Raw genomic sequence first — 24,706 nt, 5'->3', positions numbered from 1 at the left:
GTCAGCCCTCCCAGGTCGCGAGCATGGCTCGCACCCGTGCATACCTCTGGAGCAGCGCCGCGCGGTGCGCACTGAGCATCACCATGGAACCAATGACCATCAGTCCAAGGACGAACAATGAGGCCGCGGCAATCCGGTGGTCCCGCATGCCGAAGCGCACCAGGTTGGCGACGATGCACGTCACCAGGAACGCCGTACCCAGATACACGTAGGAGCGGATGCGCAGCGCGATGCCACACGCCACGCCCACGACGCAGAGTGTGACGCACAGGAGCATCGAAGCGCCATCATTGAACATGAGCGGCTTCCAGGCACCCGCCACGTAGATGGCGGTGACGGCCAGCGCACGTAACCGGGCATAGGTCTCCACCTCGATGGCCTCGCGGAACACGCGCAGCAACGCGAGCAGGGAGAGCCCCGCGGGGATGACATAGAACTGCGCCTCCCCCGCGCCCGTCCCCTGCCACACCAGCAGCAGCGCCGCGTTGAACGCCACCACCGACGTCAGCGACGCCAGGCCCCGGTGCCGCGGGTGCGTGGCCAGCGCGGCGAAGTGAGCGGCATACCCCACCATCAACGCCGCCCCGTGAAGGGGCTCGCTCCATGGAGCGGAGAGCAGCCCCGCCAACGGGAAGAGATATGCACCCAACAAGGCGGGCCGCCGGAAACACGCCAGGGAGGAGCCCTCGCGCTGCACGAAGAAGTAGAGGCCGGTGAACAGCGCACCGCCCACCAGGGCCGCCAGGCTGTCGCCGGGGCCCGGGTGCGCCCCCATTCCCAGCATGCGGACGGAGAGATAGCCCAGCGCGAGCACCACCTGCGCCATGTAGGCGGACGCCTCTTCCTTCTCCGTGGCCGCGCGGCGGACCAGGGCGAAGAGCAGCACGCCCAGCGCCACGCTCGCCACCAGCCCCTCGCGGAGCGCGCCCAGCGACGTGTCCACGAGCGCCAGCCCCGCCATCACCTCGAAGAGCGCCACCCCGGCGAAGCCGTGCCCCACGCTCCGGCGCCGCGACTCGCTGGCCACGAAGAGCGAGAGGGCCGCCAACAGCGCGCTGGCCGCACCGAGGTACGGAAGGATGAACGCCGCACCCCGACCGCTGGAGTACACCGCGCCCAGATACAGCAGCCATCCGTGCACGGCGGCGAGCGAGGCCAGCCACCCCACCACCTCGCGCTCGCGACGCCGCCACACCACGGCCCACGCCGCGCCCACGCCGAACAGGAACGTCAGCGGGGTGCCCACGTGCTCCAGTTCGCGCAAGCCCGCGAGCGACAGCAGCGCCAGCACCCAGCCGCCATGGTGCAGCGAGGCGCCCACGCGCACACCGCGAGCGTCCACGAGCGACCCGATGAGGCACAACGCCAGCCCTGTTCCACTGACGACAGCGGGCACCCACAGCGGGTCCACGGCGACGACGAGCGAGGCGCCCAGCAACGCGGTGGCCGCGTTGGCCATCCACGGCTCCCTCGCCACCATCAATACACACGCCGTCACCGCGGCGCCCACCGCCACCGGCAGGGGCAGTGAGCCAGGGCCCGACAGGAGCAGGCGCTCCAGCAGCAGCGCGCCCAACGCACCGGCGCTGCCCACCCACAGCGGCTCGCTCCAGGTGTCCTCCAGCGGAGGCAACACCTTCGCGAAGGCCTGGGTGAGCGCGCGCTGGAGGCGTCCCGACTGGAGCACGGCGGACGCCACGGCCGCGCCCAGCACCACGGCGATGACGGACAGGCCCGCGTCGAGCCCTCGCTCGAACAACTCGTCCACTCCGACCGCGCCCATGGGCGCCAACGCCAGCGCCCAGATGGCGGGAGCCAGCAGCCACCGCTGGGACAGCAGGAACGCTGCCAGCGCCAACACGCCCGCCAGCGTGGCCAGATGAGTCGGCGTGGGCGAATAGAGGGTGGGCAGCACCGCGAGGATGAGCGCGGTGACGACGGCGCCGGGCCGCAGCGCCATGTCCGGCGCGCTCCGGAAGAACGCCCACACGCGAGCGGGCCCATGACTCTCCACGATGGCCAGCGCGAGCAACAGGCCGATGGCGATGGGACGTGCCTCCAGGAAGAAGAGGAGGGCCAGCGCGGAGCCGCACACGCGCAAGGAGGGACGCGGCCCGGGCATCAGCGCCAGGGACGCCAACAGCACATAGAGCGACGTGGGGACATGGTACGGCCTGAGCGCGACGACGAGCACGGGCAGGGCCACCACGGCGAGCCATCCCTGCATCCACGATGACAGCGCCTGGCGAGGCGCCTCCTCACGCGAGCGCAGCAGCAGCGATGCCGCGGCGGGGACGTGCGCCACGACACGCACCAGCGCCAGGCCCAGCAGCGGAAGCGCCTGAACCCACGAGGGCAGCTCGCCTCCCACCACCACGATGCCCACGAAGGAATACGGGACCGCGAGCGACGCGAAGAACGGCTGACGACTGGCTCGCGTCCAGAGCAAGGGCAGCACGCAGGTGCCCACGAGCAGCAACGGCAACCCCGCGTCGTCCCACCTCACGACCGCGACGCCCAGCACCACGGCGGCGGACAACGTCGCCGCCAGGGCGAAGCGGTGACCGCCCGCCCCCACGCGCAAGACCGCGGGGACCTCCTCCAGCACGGCCAGGAGACTCAACACCCCGGCGAGGAACAGCAACGGCACGGCGCCGAAACTGGACGTCGCGGTGAGCGCATAGAGCGCGGCCACGGCGACACTCAGCCCCGCGGGCAGTACGCGCGCGGTGAGCAACGCCGCGAGCGCTGCCCCCAGCAAAAGGGGCGCCTGCTCCGACGAACGCGCGCCCAGCAGGGCCGTCAGCGGGAAGACGAGCGCGATGAGCCCAGCGACCGTCGCGCTGATGCCTCGACCCCACCGGGCCGCGGCGACGGAAGCCCCCAGGGCCCAGCAGCAGAACAGCGCCACGGACAGGCCCGGCGACATCCATCCACCCCATGGCGAATAGAGCCCCGGGATGTCGCGCACCAGCGCCAGGGCCGACATGAGCACCGCGAGGGGACGCACCACCGGGAACGTCCGCGACGCCAAGGCCACCGCGCCCGCGGACACCAGGATGATGCCGGCCAGCCCCGGCGCCTGGGCCAGCACGCCCCAGGGAATCGCGAGCACCGCGTAGAAGACGCCCGGCAGGCCCAGCCACCGCGTCAGCCCACTCCGCATCCCCAGCAACGAGAGCCCGAGCGCCACCGCCGCGAGCGTGGGCGCCACCGCCGTGGACGAAAGCTCTCCCGCCAGGCGCGGAAGCGTGGCCGCCGCCAGCACTGACGCCAGCGCCATGAGCGAGGCGCGCTGGAGCACCCAGGCGACGAGCACCGCGGCGGCGCCACACAGGGCCACGCCCGTCACCGCCGTGAAGCCGTCACCGGCAATCAGGCCCATGAGGAACCCCACCGTGGCCACCACGCCCACGACAGCGCCCAGCAGCCCGCGCGTGCGCGCGGTGCACAGCATGCTCACCGAGGCGAGCACGAGGGCCAGCGCCCCCGACGCGACCGCGCCGCCGGACGCCCCCAGGACGGCGTAGGCCTGGAAGGGAAGGAACAGCGACAGCCCCGCCCCCACCACCGTCAGGAAGAAGCGCTCCACCAGCAGGCCCAGGACGAGACACAGCACCGCCAGCGCCAGCGCGCTCCAGAAGGAGGGCCGAGCGTCCGGTCCCGACAGGCCAAAGAAGACGAAGAGCGGGCTCGCCACCGCGGTGGCGCGCAGCAGTACCTCCGCCAGCGCGAGGTCCCGTGCATTGCCCGTACGCTGGCCTCGCCACAGCCGCGACACGGCGAGCAACGCGCCCGCGAAGATGAAGGGCAGCGCGGATAGCGCTCCGAATTGAAGGGGCAGCGGCTCGGTGACGTAACCGAGCCAGGCCTTCACCGCGTTGATGATGCGCCGCACCGGCCCGGGGATGAGCTGGGAGAAGGAGGCATAGGCGAAGTACGTGCTCGCATAGGCCGCGTAGACCCACCGGATGCGGGCGACGCCGCCGCGCGACAGCGACAGCAACGTCCACGAGATGACCGCCGCCGTGACGAAGAGCGCCGGCGCCGGCGCCAGCGCCGCGACGATGAGGCAGGTGGCCTGGAGTGACACCACGCCAATGGACAGCGAATCCGCGCCCCGCTCGGCGTCCAGGGTGCGGAAGCGCAACGCGGTGGCCAGGAGAAAGGCGCCGAACGGGGCATAGGTGCCAACGGAGACCGCCACGTCCGCGCCCGCCAATGCGACGTGCAGGCGCGTGAAATAGAGCAGCAGCAGGTACAGCGGCGCGGCGAGGACGAATGCGAGCGCGGTGCCCTCACGCGGCGCTGGCGGCGGACGCGAGGACAAGAGGAAGAAGAGCGCGCACGGCAGGACGTTGAGCCACAGCGCATGGATGCCCAGCCCCGCGGCGAGCGGCGCCAACCCCATCATCAAGGTACTGGCCACGAGCGCCAGTTGGATGAAGGGACGGGACGTGGAATCGAAGGCCTCCAGCGGCTTGCGCGCCAGGAAGGCCGCCACTCCCGCCCATGCCAGCAGCGCGGGGATGAGCCACACCGTGCCGACGCCTCCCAGTTGGAAGACGTCCCCCAAGCCCATGGGCCCCAGTGCGATACCAGCGAGCGGCGCCACGGCCGTACCGATGAGCCCCAGGATGTACCCAGGCTTGCGTAACGCCTCGCGCCTGGCGAGGTACGCGCCCCAACCGGTGAAGCCCGCGGAGCAACCCGCCGTCAGCCCGAACACCGTGAGCGAGCGGAAGCCAGACGACATCCCCACCCAACTCTCGAACACGAGGTAGAGGGCACTGGAGAGGATGAGGAAGGCCCCGACGAACCACATGAGGCTTTCGTAGAGGAACGGCCTCCACACGCGGTTCCAGGTGGAGGTCTCCTCGACGAGGCGCGCGGTGAGGCTTCGCGCCGGCGGCGGCTCCGCGTAGGGCTCCGCCGGGTTCGCAGGCAGCGGCATCCAGACAGGCGGGGCCTCGGGAAGCGGCTCATCCGACGGCACAGCCTCGGGCGCCGCGTCCACTCCGGCATCGGCCTCCGGCGCGGACGGGGGCGACGGCGCCGCGACGTCCTCCGGCTCCGACGGAGCAGACGCTTCGGCCTGGCGCGGCTCCTCGGCGAGCCCCGGAGCCTCCACGGCCGGAGTCACCTCGACCTCCGGTTGCACCGAGGCCGCCTCCGCGGAGCCCGCTGGAGGCAGCTCCGTCAAGACCGCGAGGAGGATGCGAGCCTGCCGCTCATACCGCTCCGAGATGAAGCGCCGGACGCTGGGCGGAACCTCGGACGACTCCCACCGCGTCAGCTCATCGAGCAGGAATTGAACGTGCGTGAGCTCGGCTTCGATGACCTCACGCGAGCGCCCCGTCATCCGAGCGCCACACAGCGCGCACCACAAGTCCTTGCCACGCCGCTCTTCGCGGCAGTCAGCGCAGTACATACATCCCCCTCGATACAACGAACATGCCATCCAAGAGGCTGTCGCGTACAGGCACCCCCAGACGAAGGGGAACGCGTACACGCTGCATCACACCCGTGGCATCTGTGCATCCGGCTGCACAACCCGTGCGTGAGCGTCAACGCAGCGGGCGGCCGCCTTGCCGCCGCTGGCACCTCAGCCCCGGCTATGAAACGTTGCGCGCATGAGCACGGAAGAGCTGACGCTGCGACGCATCGAATCGAGGGATGACACGGCCGTTGCCGGCATCATCCGAACCGTGATGCCGGAGTTCGGCGCGGACGGCCCTGGCTTCGCCATCCACGACCCCGAAGTGTCGGCGATGACCGCCGCCTACGCCCGGCCCCGGACCGCCTACTTCGTCGTGGAGCGGGCGGGGCGTGTCATCGGCGGCGGTGGAATCGCCCCACTTGAAGGAGGAGACGCGGGCGTCTGCGAGCTGCGGAAGATGTACTTCCTCCCCGAAGCCCGAGGCCTCGGCCAGGGCGAGCGCCTGCTCCGACGCTGCCTGGAGTTCGCGCGTGAAGCGGGCTTCCAGCGCTGCTACCTGGAGACGCTGGCGGGAATGCAGCAGGCCCAGAAGCTCTACCGCCGCATGGGCTTCGAACCCCTGTGCGCGCCCATGGGCAGCACGGGCCACTTCGGCTGCGACCACTGGTACGCCCGGGATTTGTCGAAGCCGCTCGACTGACGAAGACGGGCGGCCCCCTGCCCTGCCAGCGGCCCTTCGTACGGCCCAGGGCCTCGTCGCGCCCGCGTCCCCAGGTTTGGGGCGGGAGGCAGCACATGACGAGCATCCATCCCGCGGAAGGCGCGCGCCATGCCTGAGCGGCGGGCGCCCATGAAGCCCGGCCGCGTCGTGGAACCACCGCCCCGGCCGGACAAGGAGCCCTTCGACATCGACGAGGTGCTCGGCCGCATCCGAGAGGCGGTGCGCCACTTCGCGGACGCGGCGATGTTCGCGCTCGCGGCCCGAGGACATGACACGCTCTTCGAGCAGCTCGTCGCCTGCGTCCTCTCCATCCGCACCCGCGACGAGGTGAGCCTGCCCGTCTCGCTCGCCCTGCTCCAGCGCGCCTCCACGCCGGCGGCCCTGGCGCGCATGTCGCCAGAAGACATCGACGCCCTCATCCAGCCCGTCACCTTCCACGAAGCGAAGGCCTGGCAGCTTCACGCCATCGCCACGCGGACGCGGGATGAACTCGGAGGCGCGCTGCCGTGTGATGCCCAGGTGCTCCAGTCCTTCAAGGGCGTGGGCCCCAAGTGCGCGCATCTGGCGCTGGGCATTGCCTGCGGGCACGAAGCCATCAGCGTGGACATCCACGTCCATCGGGTGACGAACCGCTGGGGCTATGTGCAGGCGCGCACGCCGGAGGCCACCATGGAGGCGCTGGAGGCCGTGCTCCCGCGCGCCTGGTGGGTGGAGCTCAACCGGCTGCTGGTGCCCTTCGGCAAGCACGTCTGCACGGGCACGCGGCCGAAGTGCTCCACATGCCCGGTGCTGAGCTTCTGCCGGCAGGTCGGCGTGAGGGACGCGCGCTGACGCTACCGGTCCTGCCCCACGAGCTGCGTCGCCCGGCGGGCCAGCCGCCAAGCGGCCCGCGCTGCGGTGCTCGCCGCGGCCTACGCCGCTCCCCCTGAGCGATTCCCCCGCGGTGCCCCCATGCCGAAGACACCGCCAATCGTCGTTTGGAAAAGCGAACCCGCGCAGTCATCTCTCGAACGCACTGTCTCACTCGCGTTGACAGGTTCCGCGTGTCGCGCCGCAGCCAAGGCGCTGGAGTGCGCCACCTCGACAGTGGTGGTGGCCGTAATAGGCAGAGATCTACCCCGGATGGCTTGGAGACTTCTGGCCTCGTGCACGGCTCGCTTGCTCGCCTCGACGCGCTCATGACGCAGCGAGCGAATTTTGGATAGTCACAGGTGACAGGGTATTGGACGACCTCAGCACTTGAGCCCTTGCGGGTGCAATTCATTGAGCATTGAGATAAATTCACACGGATGTCCCGTCCCAGCGTCCCCCCTCCCCGTGCGCCCGCGAGGACCTCGGACGTGTCCACGGCCTCCGAGTCGGTTCCGTACGGGCAGCGCCCGTCCGCGCGCCCGATTCCAGCGTTGACGCTCATCTCGCACACCACCGTCACCCGCCTCGGGGAGAGGTTGCTGCTGCACGGACTCCTCGCCGGCCGGGAGGTCCCGCTCTCCCGCAATGCCCCGGACTTCTGCCGCCCGGGCGAGCCGCTGGGCCTGCCCCTGGGCGACCCCTTCATGAGCCGCAAGTCGATCCTGTTCGTCCCCGCGGGAGCAGGCCTCCACGTCGTCCTGGGCGAAGTGGGACGATGCACGTCAGCGGGTGAGCCACTTCACGGGGCCCGCGAATTCGGTCACACGGAGCTTGAACGAGGAGTCCCGCTGGAGTTCTCCAGGCGGACGGGGGTGCTGCTGCACCTGGCCTCTCCCCCTGAATCAAACGCACCATCCGCCCTGGGAATGGTGGGCGAAAGCGCCGCCATCCATGCCCTGCGCCGACACATCGAGCGCGTCGCCGACCTGGATGTGCCCGTCCTCATCCGGGGCGAAACCGGCACTGGCAAGGAACTGGTCGCCCAGGCCCTCCACGAGCGGAGCCAGCGCCGAGGTCCCTTCGTCAGTGTCAACCTGGGCGCCCTCCCGAAGGAACTGGCCGCGGCGGAACTCTTCGGCAGCGTCCAGGGAGCCTTCACCGGTGCCCAACGCGACCGTAAGGGCCTCTTCCAAGCCGCGGAGGGCGGCACGCTCTTCCTCGACGAGGTGGGAGAGGCCTCATCCGACGTACAGGTCATGCTCCTCCGAGTGTTGGAGACGGGGGAGCTGTACCCGGTGGGGGCCAGCAAGCCCGTGGCGACGAACATCCGCCTCATCGCGGCCACGGATGCGGACCTGGAAGCGCAGATCGCCGAGGGGCGCTTCCGGTCTCCCCTCCTCCACCGGCTGGCCGGCTATGAGCTCCGGCTTGCCCCTCTCCGCGAGCGCCGGGAGGACATCGCTCTACTGTTCCTCCACTTCGCCCGCCAGGAGTTGGACGCGCTCGGAGAGGCTCACCACCTCGCCGCGAGAGACCCTCATGCACTACCTTGGATGCCATCAGACCTGGCGGCGCAGCTCCTGGTGCATCCCTGGCCGGGTAACGTCCGTCAGCTCCGGAACGTCGCCCGACAGCTCGTCATCGGCAGCAGGGGTCAGCCCTGCCTGGAGCTTGATGCACGCCTCGCCCAGGAGTTGAGGCTCGACCTGGCGCCGCCGGCCCGGCCCTCCGCCTCCGCCGTCCCCCCGAAGCGTGAGGTTGCGGCCCGTCGCAAGTCCACGGACGTGGGCGAACAGGAACTCCTCATGGCATTGCGTGCGCACGACTGGGACGTCAAGAAGGCCGCCCACCACCTGGAGATCGCCCGCTCCTCCATCTATGATCTCATCGAGCGCAGCCCCAACATCCGGCTGGCTGGAGACCTGAGCGTGGAGGAGCTCACCCACGCCTTCCACGCGTGCCAGGGCAACCTGGATGAGATGGCGCAGCGCCTGGAGGTGTCCAAGCGGGCCCTGAACCGGCGTGTCAAGGAACTGGGGCTGTATTCGAAGGAGTCCTGAACGCCTCAATGGCAGACCAGGAGACGACCATGAAATCCAATACCATCACAATCAAATTCAACGAGGAAAACCACACACCAGACCCAGAGACAATCACGGTCTCAAGCGGCACCAGAATAACCTTCACAATAACACTCCCTCCCAACTGCAAGCTAACTCCAACAATCACCTTCTGCGATACCGACCCCGATGCCTGCATCCTGACAATCAATGATCCCACCCACGTCTTCGCCTTCACCGAAGAAACAAACACATACGAACGCGAAGTCATTCCTCAGATAGACAAAACCAAGACCCCTGCCTCCCCAGATAAATTCATACGCAACTATGTCGTCAGACTCGTGGAAACCGTGCCCCCCGAGTACCCTCTGAGAGACAGGGTGGAGAACCGCTCTCCGATAGGGGAACCCCCCACATCCTCCGGGAAAATCGAAGTATCAGGCGGTCCTGGCTCAGAACTTCCCTCTCTGGTCTAGGGGCTGTCCCTGATCTCCGGTCCGAAAATTCAACCTACCGGGTCGAACATCAGGGTTGGACCCGGCTTCGGGGGCATCAGGAGGTTGCCAGCCAGCGTCAGGCATGATCAACACTGGGTGTGCGCCGACATGAGCTGAGCGATGCCGAGTGGAGCAGCATCGAGCCCCTGCTGGGCTCCCGCAGCGGCCCGCCCTCGAAGCGTGGGGACCGCGACTTCATCAACGCCGTCATCTGGCACGTGAAGACGGGTGTGCAGAGGAGGGACCTGCCCGAGAGGTTCGGCCACTGGAAGACCGTCTACAACCGCTGCCACCGCTGGGCGAAGACCGGGCGCTGGGAAGCCATCTTCAAAGCGCTGCGACTCGACGTGGATGAGCTCGGCTCCCTCGCTGACGCATCCGTCGTCCGGGCGCATCAGGACGCCTCGGGCGGAAAAGGCGGGCCGACGCAATGCCCTGGGACGTTCTTTTTCACCGAAGGTTCACGCCGTCACAACGACGGGCGGTAAGCCGCTCCACCTCGCGCTGGCGCCCGGCCAGCAGCACGAGTCCACGATGGCGGAGGAACTGTTGGCGCATGCCGAAGGCGACTCCTTCATCGCGGATACGGGCTACGACGCCGAGCGCATTCGCGCCAACGCCTGGCGCTGGGGATAACGCCTGTCATCCATCCCCATCCCAGCCGCAAGCAGCCGCCACCTCTGGACCGAACCCTCTACCGGCTTCGCTACCGGGTGGAGTGCTTCTTCCACGACCTCAAGCGCTTTCGCGCCGCCGCCACCCGTTACGACAAGACGGCGACCTGCTACCTCGCCGTCCTGCATGTCGCATCCATGCTTCTCTGGCTGCGTTGATCAGGGACAGCCCCTAATCTCTCAGTTTCACTGTCTCATTCACGTTGACAGGTTCCGCTGTTTCAACCGGAGCAGGCCCAAGGCGCCTGCGGTCACGGCTGCACAGGCGGAGCTGTTGACCTCCCTGAGGCAGGGCTCGCTTCTTCCTCCGGTTCTTGCGCACACAAGGCCGAACGGAGCGAGTCCCTGCCCCTTCCCCGCTCCGCTGGAGCCTGCCTACTCTCCAGGCCGAGCGAGAACCGCGCTCCGTCGTTTAGGAGAAATTAGTTTTGTCCAGGTAGACCATGGGGGAGCGGAGCGTCATCGTGTTGATGTTGACTCCACGCTCATTGAGCGGGAAGGACACACTGGCCTGGTTGCCGTCCCCATCATTGTCGGTGATGCGCCAGATCCCGCCCGGGGGGTACGTGAACGGCTTGCCATCCTCGTCCACGAGCAGGAACGTCTGAACGAGCTGCCACACGGCGACCACGGTCACCCCATTCTTAGGCACCTCGAACGACAACATCTGCTCCGTCGTCATGGACGTAGAGACGGTCACGCTTGTGCTGAGGGTGTGGCTGAGCGTGGCGGACAGTCCTTCGTAGCTGGCACCCAGCTGAGCGCTGAAGCTCTCCGCGGTCGTCTTTTCCGTGCCCTCGGTGAAATTGAGTTTGTATGTGTACGTCGACTGGCCCGTGACCGTAGCGCTGTGCAACAGATGCCAGCGCGCCGTGTAGGCCAGCTTGATTTCCTGGGGCAGCGGCGGAATGAAGCGGGCGTAGTGTGCGGCGTCATTACCCGCCTGGAACAACGGGTCCTTGATGGAGATCCAGGTGGGGTCCGTCTCCAACTTCTTGGAGAAGCGGTGGGAGTTGTCATCGGTCTTGAAGTACAGCGACACATCAGCGGTAATCACCGCGCTCTCGGCCGAGGCCCCAGGCAGGATTTCATTCAGGCTCTTAGGCTTGGGCACGGGGAGCGAATGCGAAGGGGTATCGGTATCGGTATCGGACGACGTGAGCACTTGAGCCGGCATGTATGGAAGTCCTCGGGAACAAGCCAACAGGGTGTTGGCTTGCATCTGTTCAAAGCATCCCTCGTGCCAGCCGCTCGCCCACCCCACTTGGCCCTCCCAACGCTCCTCGAAGGGCTGCTGCCGACGGCACGGAGTTGCCCGGAAAGACCCGACGGCAACAACCTGCGGCCGATCCTCGATTCCAGCAGGAGCAGCAGCACCCTGTGGCGCACCCCCTTCAGCAGTCGCCCCACCTCGCCTTTGCGTGGGCAGGAGAAAGCCGTGGGCAACGTCCTCAACTCTTGGTTTCCATAGAGCCCCAGCAGGACAGCGGCATGTCGGCGGCATGTCGACGGCTCGGGGCCCGATTTTTCATCGTTGGTCTGGCTGCGTTAATCAGGGACAGCCCCTAGCCACCGCTCCCAAGGTACGCCCCACGCTCGCGGCACGACGTTTCATTCTCACGCCAGGCAGCCGCGGACGTGGCGGAGGGCGACGCAAGCACGGGCTCAGGGGCATGCGGCAAGCCGCTGCGCGCCAGCGAGCGGACCGCCCCACTCGTTGGAGAGGTTTGAATTGTGCGTGAGCGCCTGGGTCAGCTCATCCAGGGCTTCGCGCCTCCAGGTGCACAGGTCCCCGGGGGGCTCGGCTTCAACCCACTCCAACTTCAAACCGGCCCGCAGGGCGCGGGCCGCAGCCCAGTCGGGCCGGAGCTTCAGCGCTTGCTCGGCGTGTTCGAGGCCCCGCAAAAGGAGCGGGCCGTTCTCACGACCCGTGCGCTTCTGGTGTTCCGCCCACCGTCGGTAGAAGCGGCCAGCCTCCAGGCGATATTCAGGGTCCTCTGGAGAGAGCGTGAGGGCCCTGTCGAAGGACTTCGCCGCTGCCTCCATGGCCTCGGGCTGGAACGACCCGCGCTGTGCCCTCCAGTGCGCCTGGAGGGCCTGCGCCTTGCCAAGCTGCAGCCAGGGCTCCGCCTCCAAGGAGTTCACCTCCAACGCGGCGTGGAGTTCCTTCAGGGCGCGAGCGATGGCAGCCCCAGGGTCTCGCCCTTGGTCCGACTCGATGCGGGCCTGGATGACATGCACCGTGCCGAGGAGGACCCGCAGCCACACGGCCCCCGGCATCCTCTCGGAGGCTTGTCTCAGTGCCTCCCTTGCCGCATGCACGCTCGAAAGAGGCGACTCGCCAAGCGCGAGCAGGTAGTGCGCGCGCCGGACGAAGAGAGAGCCCAGGTTCGCATAGGCAAAGCCCTGTCCGGGCGCGACAGCGATGGCCTGTTCGAAGCACGTCCGAGCCTGCTCCAGCGCGGGCAGGGGATCCTCACCCCGGTTCCAGGAATCCTCGGCCCGCAGCAAGTGCACCACGCCCATTCCGTTATGGAAGTTGGGGATCCGGCGGTTGATTTCAATGCCACGCTGATACTGCTCCAATGCATGCGCCAGGACGGGTCGCGGATCCTCGCCGCGACGACCCCGCCGCCGAGCCAACTGCTCGTCGACCTGCCCCGCATAGAAGTACAGCGCCATATGCTGGGGGTTGAGGGCCCGAGCCTCCTCGAGTGCCGCCGCCGCCCGCCGCAGGTCCTGCTCCGCCTCCGCATTGAGTGGACGGGAAGCCCGTGAAAAAAACGCACGCCCCAGGTTGATCCAGTCCTCGGGGACACGATTGTCCAAGGCGATGGCCGCCTCGTAGGCACGGATGGCTTTGTCCCTGTTCCCCCCGGAATCCCTCCCGAGCTGCTCCTCGTAGTCCGCCCACGTCGTGAAGACGAGACCTGAATCGCCGTGGTAGGCGCGGTCCCGGTGCGCCACGCCGATGCTCGCGAACAACGCGGAGGCTTCTCCGAGCAGCGCGCGTGGGTCCTCGCCCCTCTCGATTTGATAGCGCGCTTGGAGCCAGGTGCTCCGAGCCAGGTTGAATGTGGCCGCCGGAAGCCCGGGCTCCACCAAGAGGGCACGCCGCGCTGCCTCCAGCGCCTTCGCGAGAGGCTCCTCCCCATCGCCCCCATGGGTGAGCCGGTGCTCGGCCAGGCGGTGGTGCGCGCGCGCCATGCGAATCAGACACTGGGCGTCGTCCGGAGCAATGGTGAGACAACGGGAGAGCGCGTCCAGGGAACGGTGGTACGCAGGCATCACATCCCCCCTGCCATACAGCTCCATGACCATCGCATCGTTTTCGAGCAAGGCCAGGGACCGGTAGACGGCGGGGTCGCTTTCAGCGGTGGCGATGGCGGCGGCGTAGGCCTTGCGACCGGCTTCGAAGCTCGCTCGGGCTCCCTCGGGGTCTCCCCCGTTCCAGCGTTTGAAAGCCTGTGCCGCATGGACGTCCCCGCGCAGCATGGGCAGCTCATGAAACCAGGGCAGCTCGCTGGCAGCGCGCTCCGCCAGGAGCAGGGCGTCATCGAAGCGGCCCTCGTAGAAGGCGACCAGCGCCGCCACGTATTCCCTCGAGGGCACCTGAGCGCCTTCACTCTGCTTGAACCACGCGAGCGCCGGATCCCGGTAGAGGCGCTCCGCTTCACGCGTCGCGGCCTCCCGCAGCGCCGGCACACGGATCCGCTGCGCCTCCAGGAGTTGCTGCTGATAGCGCCGCCCGCTCACCAGCGCGAGCGCATACGCGGCCCGGGGCGAGCGAAAACCATTGCGCCAGGAGGACTCCAAGAACTCCAGGGCCTTCGCCTCGTCTCCGAGCGCGAGGTGGCCACGCCCCAGCGCATGGTGCCCAGGGCCCAGCGCCTGCGGACCGGAGCGCTGGATCTCCGCCTCCAGTTCGGCCATCTGGGCCTGGAGTGCCCGGCGGTCCTGCCGGATGTCATGCAGCCGCGAGAGCGCGGAGTAGCGGCCCCTGGACTCGATGCCCTCCACCAGCTCGGTGAATCGCTGGACGATTCGCTCACGCTCGGCGGCCTCCTGGCGGGCCCGGATGCCCCAACCGAGGGCCCCTCCCGCCGTGACCAGCGCGGCGGCGCCCACCGTGGCCAGGAGCCGGTGTTTGCGCAGGCGCTTGCGCAGGGAGTACGCGAAGCTCGTGCGTGCCAGCACCGGCTCGCCGCCCAGGAAACGCTCCAGGTCATCCGCCAACGCACGCGCCGAGTCGTAACGGGCGTCGCGATCCTTCTCCAGACACTTGAGGGCAATGGCCTCCAGGTCCGCCGGGAGTCCTGGAGCAAGCAGGCGCGGCGCGCGCGGCTCCTCGGTGGCGATGCTGTTGAGCACTTCCAGGCCATTGGCCCCAGGGATGGGGACCTCGCCGGTGAGGAGGAAGTAGAGGGTGGCCCCCAGGCTGTAGACATCCGCGCGGCGGTCGAGCCCGCTCACCTCTCCGCGAGCCTGTTCCGGGGCCATGTAGTGCGGCGTCCCCAAGACAGCGCCGCTGGCCGTGACGGACTCGTTCCATTCACGCGCAAGACCGAAGTCCATCACATAGGGCCTGGGAGTCCCGTCGTCGGAGGACTCCACCATGATGTTGGAAGGCTTGATGTCCCGGTGGATGAGCCCGACGCGGTGGGCCGCATGAACACCCAGAGCAGCCTCGCGCATCACCAGTGCCTTCTGCTCGATGGTGAGCGAGCGAACCTGGGCGCTGAGCGACTGGCCGTCGATGTACTGCATGGCGATGAAGACCTTCCCCCCGACGTGGCCCACCTCATACACTTGGCATACGCGCTCGTGCTTCACTTTGGCCTGGGCACGGGCCTCGGAAACGAAGCGGCGGGTATGCGATTCCTCGTCGCGGACGAACTTGAGGGCGACCTGTCGGCGCAGCCGTGGATCCCAGGCCAGGAACACACGACCCATTCCGCCCTGTCCCAGGAACCGCACGGGTTGGTATCGCTCCCACCCGGGGAGCGGGAAAGCAGGGACGTCGGCGTCCCCCGGGGCCAATGCCTGTTCAGCCCGGACCGGGTCGACCGTAACGGTCTGCTCGGGAGAGGGCTGCTCACCTGACGGGCGCTCCTCCAGGACAAGGTTCTCCCGCATCAGAGAGGCAAGTGTCTCTTCCGAAACCCGGCCCCGCTCCTGAAGCAACTTCAGCGGGCTTCGTCCCAGGCGTCGCGCATCCTGAAGCAGGTCCGCCGCCTCCTCGCGGGACAGGATCCCCTCGTCAATCGCGAGCCAGATCTCCGTCTCATCGTCACGATTCATTGATGGGCACCTCAAAGAGAGCGGCGCGCAAAGCCAGCGGCCGTCTCAGTTGAAGGGCCCCGCGCTCCCCGGTCGTTCCTATATCACGAGGTCTCTTCTCAGAAGAGACACGGGCTCCGCTTCGAGCCAAGGAGTGCTCGCGGCATGTCGCCGGCATGTCGCCGGACTGTCGAGACATTCCCCTGGGGCGCAATCACCCTACCAACGCGTGCGATGGCGGAGACGCGCCACGCCCCTTGATGGAAGCGTGAGCAGTCCGATTCGGAAGCGAAGCTCGAGTGGGCACGAGAGGTGCAAACACAGACTCGCGCCTGGTGATTCCACCACGCATTGCCGCTCCCTCGCCCCTCTTCAGGTGAAAGCCATGAGAACCATGTCCGAATTCAGCTCACGAAACTCCAAGCCGCGCGGAGGGTGGGACGCACTCCGCCAGGCCACGAAGGTCTCCGCCATGTTGGCGGGAGTCCTCGGTCTGGTGGGGTGCACGCCCGAGCAGCAACTCCAGCTCGAGCAAGACGCGTTGAGCAGTTCGCGTGCGGGCCTGACGATGGGCGGCTCGAGCCTCCTCCACCGCTACAGCTTCACCGCCGGCGGGACCGACTCGGTGAGCGCGGCGCATGCCACGCTCGAGGGGGGTGCCACGACCGTCAATGGCGAGGTGATTCTGAACGGAGCGGGGGCCTATGTGAACCTGCCCATCACCGGGACCCTCGCCAGCCTCCAGGATGCGACCTTCGAGGCGTGGGTGAAGTGGGATTCCGCCTCGGGGCAGACGTGGGCGCGCATCTTCGACTTCAACGATGGCGTTTGGTACAAGTCCCTGGTTCTCACCCCGCGCAATGGTGGCTTCGATTCGGGGCCGGCGGTCAATACGCCACGCTTCAGCATCTTCAGCCCGGCCATCAGTGGAGAGGAGCAGGCCACCAGTGCGATCAAGTTCCCAATGGGCGCGCTCACGCACGTCGCAGTGACCATGGACAGCGTCGCGAGGGTCAACCGCCTGTACATCGACGGCGTGCAGGTGGCTCAGACCACCACCCCTACCGCGCTCACTCCGGCGAGCCTGGGCACGCTCGCGAATGCGTGGTTGGGTCGTTCCGCCTATTCCGCGGATCCATTCTTCAAGGGCTCGATCTCCGAGTTCCGCGTTCACGGCGCTGCGCTGTCGTCGAATGCCCTCACCGCCAGCTACCAGGCCGGCCCAGATACCGTGATGGCGCCTGGCACGGAGCACGTGGTCATCGACGGGCGAACGGATGTGGCGGGCATGGCCGCGGACACCACGAGCGTGTACTGGGTCGAGAAACGAACCGACGGCCAGGTGATGAAGGCGTCGCTCTCCACGGGTAGAGCGCAGGTGCTCGCCTCCGGCCGCGAAAACCCGAGCGCCGTGACCACGGATGCCACGTTTGTCTACTGGGTCGAGAACGGCACGACCATCTTCAAGATGCCCGTCAATGGCGGGAGCATCACCTCCCTGGCCTCGGGGCTATCGGGGATTGGCCAGCTCGTCACGGATGGCGCGGAACTCTTCTGGACCCAGGGAGGCTCCATCCTCCACATGCCGGTCCAGGGCGGCACGCCTGCCATTCTCTATACGACGGCCCTGGCTGGCCCCCTTGCAGTGGATGGTCATCATCTCTACTGGATGGTGCCGGGCGGCACCATCGTGAAGGCAGCCAAGCCCGGCGGCCCTGCTTCATCCTTCTGGAATTCGTCGAACTCCACCACGGGTATCGCCAGCGACGGAACGGACCTCTTCATCGCGGAGAACCTGAGTCCATACGACATCCTCCGGCTCCCGGTAGGAGGGAGCCAGTGGGCGCTAGCGTTTGCCGTCAGGTACGGCAACATCACGAGCCTTGCCGTGGGGCCCAACCGCGTCGCCTGGTTCGACCCCAGCCTCGGTGCGATTCTCGCCAAGGGCAAGTAGGGCACGCGGACTCAGGGCCAGCGAGGGGAGCTCAACCGGCGGCTGTTCCCCTCGCTACCGGTCCTGTCCCACGAGCTGCGTCGCCCGGCGGGCCAGCCGCCGCCAGGGATTGGTGCGGCCCCCATTCTCCAGCGTGATTTCCTTCGAGTGCCGCAGGTCCCTGGCCCAGCACCGCGCCAGCTTGCGGACGAAGGACGCGTCGTGGATGACGAGCGAGCCCTCCTTCAGCTTGTTGAGCGACAGCGAGTCCATGTTGGTGGAGCCCACCACGGCGAGCCAGTCGTCCACGAGCAGCGTCTTCGAGTGCAGCATCGACGGCTGGTACTCCCAGATGCGCACGCCCGCGGCCAGCAGTCGCTCGTACGTCGAGCGCTGGGACGCCCTCATGATGGGCACGTCATGGTTGGGCCCCGGCCCCAGGACGCGAATCTCCACGCCCTGACGGCACTTCTCCTCCAACTGCTCCAGAATCGCGTTGGGCGGTGAGAAGTACGCGTTGGCAATCCAGATGCGCTCACGCGCGGCGCCAATCACGATGCGAATCATTCGCTCCGCGTCGGTGAGGCCCAGCTTGCCCGCGCTGTCGATGAAGCCCGCGGCGCAGGGGCCCGCGGGTTCCGCTTCCGGAAAGGCGCTCGGTGGAATCAACCCGCCACCCGACTCCTGCCAGTGACGGGAGAACGACAACTGCATCCGGCGCACCTCGGGGCCCTCCACGCGGATGTGCGTGTCGCGCCACTCGTCCGGCTTCAGGCCGTCGCCTTCCCACACCTTCCAGATGCCGAAGCCGCCCGTGTAGCCAACGCGCCCGTCGACGATGACGAGCTTCTGGTGACTGCGCCCCAGCAGACGGCCCAGCACCTTGCCCGCCAGGAGCCGGAAGTAGTGGACCTCCACCCCAGCGTCCGTGAGCACCTTCTCCACCTTCTGGTCGAAGTCACGGTCGCCGCGAATCTCCTCGCTGCCCACCGGGTCCACCACCACGCGGCACGCCACGCCCGCCCGGGCGCGCTCCACCAGCGCCTCCACCACACGGTCCGACAGCTCACAGGGCCGCCAGATGTACACCAGGACATGGACGCTGCTCTGGGCGGCGCGGATGTCCGCCAGCATGCGCTCGAAGACCGCGCCGTTCTCCAGCAGCTCCAGCGCGTGTCCGGGAATCAGCCCCACGCCCGTGGACTGGTACAGCGCGAAGGAGAAGGCCTCCGGCCCCGGCGGCAGCGTGAAGGGCCCGTGCATCTCATGTCGCGCACGCTCCGCGCTGCCCGAGAAGCCCAGCGCCCCGGGCTTGGGAATCAGCGCCTCCAGCTCCTGCATTTCATCCATACGGGCAAGCTAGGGACGCCTCCCTCCGCTTGGAATGCCGCGCCTGCCCGCCTGCCTTGGGCCCAACGCGTGCTTCCCGTTGCCGCGCGGCGGCATGCTGGCCACACTGCGCCCGTCCTCGAGCCTCCAGGAGCGCCGACCATGGTGGATGACACCCGACCGACAGCCCACGAGCTGCTGTCCCTGCCCCGACTCGCTCCGCTCGTGCCCATGCTGTACGTGGCCTGGACGGACGGGGAGCTCACGCCGGAGGAGATTCGCGCCATGGGCTCCGCCGCCCGCGCGCAGCCCTGGCTGGACCTGCGCGCCAACACCGTGCTGGCGCGCTGGCTGGACCCGCTGGTGCCACCCAGCCCCGGTGAGCTGGCCCAGGTGCGCGAGCACATCCGCCGCACCGCCGAGCGCCTGTCTCATAGCGAACACAACAACCTCGCCGAGCTGGGCGCGCGGCTCGCTCAGGTGGGCAACGGCGACGAGGGCCTCCCCGCGCCCATGCCGGAGCTGACGCGCGCGCTGGCGCAGTTGGAGGCGTCCCTGGGCGTCTCCGGCAGCGAGGCCGTCCGCTCGCTCGTCCCCGCCGCCTCCCCCAGCCGCGCCCATGAGGGCACGCCCACCTCCTTCGCCCCGGAGGCGCTGCGCGCCGTGCTGGACCGGACGTACCCGGAGACACGCGCCCAGGTGCGGCAGTGGCTGGCGGACCCGGCCTTCCGCTACACGGACACCCGCGACACCGCGAAGTACCAGGACAAGGTGCTCGCCTGGCTCAAGGCCCTGGCCGACCAGGGGCTGGGGCGCATCGCCTTCCCCAAGAACAATGAGACGAGCGCGGACCTGGGCGCCTTCGTGACCGCCTTCGAGACGCTGGCCTATTTCGACCTGAGCCTCGTCATCAAGGCCGGCGTCCACTTCGGCCTCTTCGGCGCCAGCATCCTCTTCCTCGGCACCGAGGAGCACCACCGGAAGTACCTGCCCCAGGTGGCCTCGCTGGAGCTGCCCGGCTGCTTCGCCATGAGCGAGCTGGGCCACGGCTCCAACGTCCGGGACGTGGAGACGGTGGCCCGCTACGACGCGGAGGCTGGCGAGTTCGTGGTGCACACGCCGACGGAGACGGCGCGCAAGGAGTGGATTGGCAACGCCGCGCGGCACGGGCGCATCGCCACCGTGTTCGCGCAGCTCGAGGTCGGCGGCCGGGCGCTGGGCGTCCATGCGCTGCTGGTGCCGCTGCGCGACCCGGCTGGGAGGGTGCTGCCCGGGATTCGCATCGAGGACTGCGGCGAGAAGATGGGCCTCAATGGCGTGGACAACGGCCGCATCTGGTTCGAGCACGTCCGCGTCCCGCGGGAGAACCTGCTGGACCGCTTCGGACAGGTGAACGCGCAGGGTGAATACACCAGCGCCATCACCGGCGACTCCAAGCGCTTCTTCACCATGCTGGGCACGCTGGTGGCGGGCCGGGTGAGCGTGGCCACCGCGGCGCTGAGCGCGGCCAAGAGCGGCCTCACCATCGCCGTGCGCTACGGCGACCTGCGGCGCCAGTTCGGTCCCGCGGGCGACCAGGAGTTCCGTCTGCTGGACCACCAGGCCCACCAGCGGCGCCTGCTCGTGCCCCTGGCCAAGACGTACGCCCTGGACTTCGCGCTCGAACACCTCGTCGAGCGCTACGTGCGGCGCACCGAGGAGGACGCGCGCGAGGTGGAGTCGCTGGCGGCCGGCCTCAAGGCCTACAGCACCTGGCACACCACGTCCGTCCTCCAGGAGGCGCGCGAGGCGTGCGGCGGCCAGGGCTACCTCGAAGCCAACCGGCTGGCGGCGCTCAAGGCGGACACGGACGTGTTCACCACCTTCGAGGGTGACAACACGGTGCTGATGCAGCTGGTCGCCAAGGGCCTGCTCACCGGCTACCGGCAGCGCTTCGAGGACGACCGTGTCTTCGCCGTGCTGAAGCTGCTGGCGGACCGGGCCACCGCCGTGGTGGACCGCAACCCCTTCGCCGCGCGGCGCACCGGCAGCGACCACCTGCGCGACAACGACTACCACCTGCGCGCGCTGCGCTTCCGTGAAGACGAGCTGCTGGCCACCGTGTCGCGGCGCCTGCGCAAGCGGCTGAGCGCGGGCGTGGAGGCCTTCGAGGCCTTCAACCAGGTCCAGGTCCACCTGCTGGAGCTGGCGCACGCCCACGTGGAGCGGCTGGTGCTGGAGCAGTTCCTCAAGGGCGTGGCCGACGTGAAGGACCCCGGGTTGAAGACGGTGCTGGGGCGCCTGTGCGACCTCTACGGCCTGTCCTGCCTGGAGTCCGCCAACGGCTGGTTCCAGGAGCACGGGTGGCTGGAGGGCGCCAAGGTGAAGGCCATCCGCAAGGAGGTGACGCGGCTGTGCGCCGAGCTCCGCCCGGACGCGGTGGCGCTGGTGAACGCGTTTGGAGTACCGGACACCTGCCTCGCCGCGCCCATCGGATTGGGCCACCTGTCGCCATGAGGTGAACGTTTGAGGCCGGCGGCACTGCACGCCTGCCTGCCCCATGCGCAGCATCGTGGGGCCATGACACGACACACGACGATTCTGCTGTGCGCCCTCGGGTGGCTGTCGGGCTGCGCCACGATGTCTCCCGTGGAGCGCGCGGCCGCCCTGGAGGCCCAGAACAAACAGCGGGTGCGGCAGCTCACCGAGGAGCTCTACAACCTGCGCAAGCTGGACCGCATCCCGGAGTTCATCGCCGAGGACTTCGTGGACCGCTCCCAGGGCGCGCCCCTCAACGCGGTGGGGCCCGCCTTCATCCGCCAGCAGGCGGAGGCCAGCTTCCAAACGTTCCCCGAGCTGAAGTTCGACATCCTCCACCTGGTGGCGGACGGCGACCTGGTGCTCGTGCACTGGAAGGCCACCGGACCGGACCCCAAGCAGGTGGACGACACCGGTGAGTCCCGGCCCCTCCTGCTGCGAGGACACTCCCTGTACCGGCTGCGCGACGGCAAGGTGGTGGAGTCCTGGGACATCTCCGACCGCCTGTCCCCGCTGCTCCAGCGCGGCTACAAGGTGGTGCCCCCCACGCTGTAGCGCTCGGCTCAGCCGCCGGGCGCGCGGAACACCGCGCCGTCCTGGCCTTCCACCACCAGGCTGGCGCCGTCCGACGGCGACACCCGGAGCGCCACGCGGGGCAGCCCCTTGCGGTCCCTCAGCACCAGACCGGGAGAGCCATGCTCGTCCGCCCCCAGGATGGCCCGGGGCCGTCCGTCCGCGTCCGACAGCTCCAGCCGCGACGAGCCATCCACCTGAAGGCCCACCGCGAACAGCTCCCCGCCGCCGGGCTTGGACAGCGTCAGGCGCGGCGCCTCGTCGGAGTACACCATCAGCTCCGCCAGGGACTGGCCCTCGGCGGTGGAGAAGCGCAGCCGGGGCGAGCCGTCCTCGCCCACGCCCAGGAGCGCCCGGGGCCGGCCCTCGCCGTCGCGCAGCACCAGGCCCGCGTTGCCCTGGTCATCGGTATCCAGCGTGGCCCGCGCCTGCCCGCGCGCGTCCGTGAGCACCAGCCGGGAGGCCACCAGCGTCCCGGAGGACACGTCTTCGCCCCGGAGCGCCGCCGCGCCCAGCCCCAGTCCCGCCAACGCGAGCGCGGTGAACGTCAGCCCCTGCCACCGCCGGCAACTGCGCTCCAGCCGCGCCATCCGTGCTTCGAGCGAATCCGAATCCATTCGAACGCCTCCTCGCGAAGAGAAGCTAACGGAAGCGGGCCCGGTGCGCGCGCCCGACTGTCCAGCAGTGACGGCCCGCCCACCCCCACCGTGGTCGCCGTGCCGCCGCTGACCTATTTGCGCATCCACCACTACCAGGAAGGCCCCATGACTTCACGACTCCGGCTGCTGCCGCTGCTGGCCCTGCTCTCGCTGACAACCTGCGTGCGCAACCCCGCCACCGGCAAGCGCATGCTGTCGCTCGTCTCTCAACAGGACGAGATTGCCCTGGGCAAGCAGAGCGCGGAGGAGGTGCGCGGGTCCATTGGCCTCATCCAGGAGCCCAAGGTCCAGGAATACGTCGCCCGGGTGGGCCTGCCCATGGCGAAGGCCTCCGAAAGGCCGGAGCTGCCCTGGACGATCCAAGCCGTGGATGACCCGGTGGTGAATGCCTTCGCCCTCCCCGGGGGGCCCGTGTTCGTGACGCGGGGCCTGCTGACCGCGATGAACTCCGAGGCGGAGCTGGCCTCCGTGCTGGGGCACGAAATCGCCCACATCACCGCGAGGCACTCCGTGGAGCAGCTGTCCCAGGCGCAGCTCGCCCAGGCCGGCCTGCTGCTGGGCAGCGTGCTCAGCGAGGACGTGGCCCGCTTCGGGGGCCTGGCCGCCGCCGGCCTCCAGTTGCTGTTCCTCAAGTACGGCCGCGACGACGAGCGCCAGGCGGACGAACTGGGCTTCAAGTACATGCTGAACGGCGGCTACGACGTGCGCCAGGCGGCCAACGTCTTCGCCACCCTGGACCGCGTGGGCAAGGCCGCGGGCGGACAGAGCCTCCCCACGTGGCTGTCCACCCACCCCGACCCGGGCGACCGCGTGAAGACGGCGAAGGAGCGCGCCGCGAAAGCCAACGTGGACTTCAACCGGCTCAAGGATGGTCGGGAGGAGTACCTCGCCATGCTCCAGGGCATGCCCTACGGCGACGACCCGCGGCAGGGCTTCTTCCGGGGCAACGTCTTCATGCACCCGGGACTGCGCTTCCAGCTCACCTTCCCCCAGGGGTGGAAGACGGCGAACCAGCCGCAGCAGGTGGCGGGCGTCAGCCCGCGGGAGGACGCCATCGTCGGGCTGGTGCCCACCGGCAACATCGCGCCGCAAGAGGCGATGCGGCGCTTCCTCGCGCAGGAAGGCATCCAGCCGGTGAGCGCGGCGCCCACGGGCTTCCCGCCGGGCGCCGCGTTCTTCCAGGCGCAGACGGAGCAGGGCGTCATCGCCGGCGTCACGGCCTTCGTGACCCAGGGCGGCACCACGCTCCAACTCCTGGGCTACACCGGCGCGCAGCAACTTCCCGCCTACGAGGACGCCTTCCGCGCCACCTTCTCCAGCTTCAGCGAGCTGACGGACGCCTCCGCGCTGGCCGTCCAGCCCGCGCGGATTGAACTGGCGAAGGTGACGTCACCCATGACGTTGCAGCAGTTCAACGAGCAGCACCCGTCCACCATCTCCGTGGAGGAGCTGTCCATCATCAACGGCGTGCAGCCCGGGGACACGCTTCCCGCGGGCCGCACGGTGAAGCGAGTGACGGGCGGGGTGCGGTCCACGCCCTGAGCCGTGCCCCGGCAGGGGGCGCCCCTCAGTATTCTTCGATGCCGCTGTCGTCGCGCCCGTCGCCTGGACGTGGCTCACTGAATCGAACATTCACACTGGATTCTCCGAAACCCGATTTTCCCCGGAGGACACGCGGCGCATCATGAGCGGTATGAGCCACCACGAACGCGAGCGGTTGGCGACGGCCTACGCGGCAACGCGCTACGTCATCCGACCCCATCCCAGCACAGGGGGTGTCGAGCAAATCCTGCGGGCGGGCGCCTTGCACCCGGCGCTGGACGCAACGCTTGCGGCGCGCGGCCACCGCGAGTGGGCCTTCCTGACGGCGTGGAATCCCGGCTCGCAGCGGCGAAGCGACGAGGAGAACCGCCGCGCGCAGGAGCGGATGGTCGCGCAGCTCGTCGCCGGGGGGTGGGGGGCCGCCCCCGCGCTGGGGGAGGCGGATGACGGCAGCTGGTGCGAGCAGAGCCTCTTCGTCCCCGGGCTTCCCCGCGAGGAGGCCGGACGCTTCGGCCGCGCCTACGGCCAGGTCGCCGTGCTCGTGGGACGCACGGGAGGCCAGGCGGAGCTGCTGTTCTGCGAGGAAGCCCGCGCACCCGCCCCGTGAAGCACGCGGACAGGGTGCCCCC

At 68.8% G+C, this 24,706-nt stretch carries 17 protein-coding genes; 12 read left to right on the top strand and 5 right to left on the bottom strand.

The features are described from left to right. Position 1: 1 nt before the first annotated feature. Entirely contained in the window at positions 2-5,461 is a 5,460-nt protein-coding gene (locus HNV26_RS06505; RefSeq protein WP_171441052.1) for a ribonuclease E domain-containing protein, read from the bottom strand. Positions 5,462-5,633: 172 nt separating this feature from the next. On the opposite strand from HNV26_RS06505, the gene HNV26_RS06500 reads away from it, so the two are divergent. The 7 genes from HNV26_RS06500 to HNV26_RS06475 all read left to right on the top strand — a co-directional run bounded on the left by HNV26_RS06500 (position 5,634) and on the right by HNV26_RS06475 (position 10,403). Then, positions 5,634-6,140 carry a GNAT family N-acetyltransferase gene (locus HNV26_RS06500; RefSeq protein WP_171441051.1) on the top strand — a complete coding sequence of 169 codons (507 nt, stop codon included), beginning with the start codon at positions 5,634-5,636 and terminating at the stop codon, positions 6,138-6,140. Positions 6,141-6,269: 129 nt separating this feature from the next. Then, a complete protein-coding gene (locus HNV26_RS06495) occupies positions 6,270-6,992 on the top strand; it encodes an endonuclease III domain-containing protein (RefSeq protein ID WP_171441050.1) in 723 nt (240 codons plus the stop codon). Between the two features lie 458 nt (positions 6,993-7,450). Further along, a complete protein-coding gene (locus HNV26_RS06490) occupies positions 7,451-9,073 on the top strand; it encodes a sigma 54-interacting transcriptional regulator (RefSeq protein ID WP_171441049.1) in 1,623 nt (540 codons plus the stop codon). A 29-nt stretch (positions 9,074-9,102) separates the two neighbouring features. Continuing rightward, a complete protein-coding gene (locus HNV26_RS06485) occupies positions 9,103-9,549 on the top strand; it encodes a hypothetical protein (protein ID WP_171441048.1) in 447 nt (148 codons plus the stop codon). Positions 9,550-9,668: 119 nt separating this feature from the next. After that, the gene (locus tag HNV26_RS06480) at positions 9,669-10,058 is read left to right on the top strand and encodes a transposase (RefSeq protein WP_171441047.1); all 390 of its coding nucleotides are present in this window, start codon (positions 9,669-9,671) and stop codon (positions 10,056-10,058) included. Beyond that, positions 9,940-10,206 (top strand): transposase, encoded by a 267-nt coding sequence (locus HNV26_RS38205; RefSeq protein ID WP_253816296.1) that lies wholly within the window; start codon positions 9,940-9,942, stop codon positions 10,204-10,206. Before HNV26_RS06480 ends, HNV26_RS38205 begins: the two co-directional genes overlap by 119 nt. Then, the gene (locus HNV26_RS06475; protein WP_171441074.1) at positions 10,191-10,403 is read left to right on the top strand and encodes a transposase; all 213 of its coding nucleotides are present in this window, start codon (positions 10,191-10,193) and stop codon (positions 10,401-10,403) included. The genes HNV26_RS38205 and HNV26_RS06475 overlap by 16 nt, the downstream gene beginning before the upstream one ends. Before the next feature lie 253 nt (positions 10,404-10,656). Here HNV26_RS06475 and HNV26_RS06470 read toward each other — a convergent pair whose 3' ends face one another. Together HNV26_RS06470 and HNV26_RS06465 are read right to left on the bottom strand one after the other, a co-directional pair. Further along, positions 10,657-11,358, bottom strand: a complete 702-nt coding sequence (locus HNV26_RS06470) for a hypothetical protein (protein WP_171441046.1) — start codon at positions 11,356-11,358, stop codon at positions 10,657-10,659. 551 nt (positions 11,359-11,909) lie between these two features. Further along, positions 11,910-15,545, bottom strand: coding sequence for a serine/threonine-protein kinase (locus HNV26_RS06465; RefSeq protein ID WP_171441045.1), 3,636 nt, complete (start codon positions 15,543-15,545; stop codon positions 11,910-11,912). Between the two features lie 373 nt (positions 15,546-15,918). On the opposite strand from HNV26_RS06465, the gene HNV26_RS06460 reads away from it, so the two are divergent. Beyond that, complete coding sequence (locus tag HNV26_RS06460; RefSeq protein ID WP_253816289.1) at positions 15,919-17,478, top strand: LamG domain-containing protein; 1,560 nt, start codon at positions 15,919-15,921, stop codon at positions 17,476-17,478. Between the two features lie 54 nt (positions 17,479-17,532). Here the strand turns inward: HNV26_RS06460 and HNV26_RS06455 are convergent, their stop codons facing one another. Further along, entirely contained in the window at positions 17,533-18,807 is a 1,275-nt protein-coding gene (locus tag HNV26_RS06455; RefSeq protein WP_171441043.1) for a phospholipase D-like domain-containing protein, read from the bottom strand. A 141-nt stretch (positions 18,808-18,948) separates the two neighbouring features. Between HNV26_RS06455 and HNV26_RS06450 the strand changes: the two genes are divergently transcribed. Together HNV26_RS06450 and HNV26_RS06445 are read left to right on the top strand one after the other, a co-directional pair. After that, complete coding sequence (locus tag HNV26_RS06450) at positions 18,949-21,282, top strand: acyl-CoA dehydrogenase family protein (RefSeq protein ID WP_171441042.1); 2,334 nt, start codon at positions 18,949-18,951, stop codon at positions 21,280-21,282. A 63-nt stretch (positions 21,283-21,345) separates the two neighbouring features. Beyond that, complete coding sequence (locus tag HNV26_RS06445) at positions 21,346-21,858, top strand: ester cyclase (protein ID WP_171441041.1); 513 nt, start codon at positions 21,346-21,348, stop codon at positions 21,856-21,858. 8 nt (positions 21,859-21,866) lie between these two features. Here HNV26_RS06445 and HNV26_RS06440 read toward each other — a convergent pair whose 3' ends face one another. Then, on the bottom strand, positions 21,867-22,493 hold the full coding sequence (locus HNV26_RS06440) for a hypothetical protein (RefSeq protein ID WP_171441040.1): 627 nt from the start codon (positions 22,491-22,493) through the stop codon (positions 21,867-21,869). A gap of 147 nt (positions 22,494-22,640) precedes the next feature. On the opposite strand from HNV26_RS06440, the gene HNV26_RS06435 reads away from it, so the two are divergent. Together HNV26_RS06435 and HNV26_RS06430 are read left to right on the top strand one after the other, a co-directional pair. Continuing rightward, positions 22,641-24,077: a M48 family metalloprotease gene (locus tag HNV26_RS06435; RefSeq protein WP_171441039.1), complete on the top strand. Its 1,437-nt coding sequence runs from the start codon at positions 22,641-22,643 to the stop codon at positions 24,075-24,077. Between the two features lie 142 nt (positions 24,078-24,219). Continuing rightward, a complete protein-coding gene (locus HNV26_RS06430) occupies positions 24,220-24,684 on the top strand; it encodes a DUF3293 domain-containing protein (RefSeq protein WP_253816288.1) in 465 nt (154 codons plus the stop codon). The last annotated feature ends 22 nt before the right edge of the window (positions 24,685-24,706 follow it).

Source organism: Myxococcus xanthus, from assembly GCF_013116825.1.
In the GTDB taxonomy this organism is placed as follows: Bacteria; Myxococcota; Myxococcia; order Myxococcales; family Myxococcaceae; genus Myxococcus; species Myxococcus xanthus_B.
The sequence above is the reverse complement of the archived record's forward strand: the minus strand, read 5'-3'. Positions and strand labels throughout refer to the sequence as shown.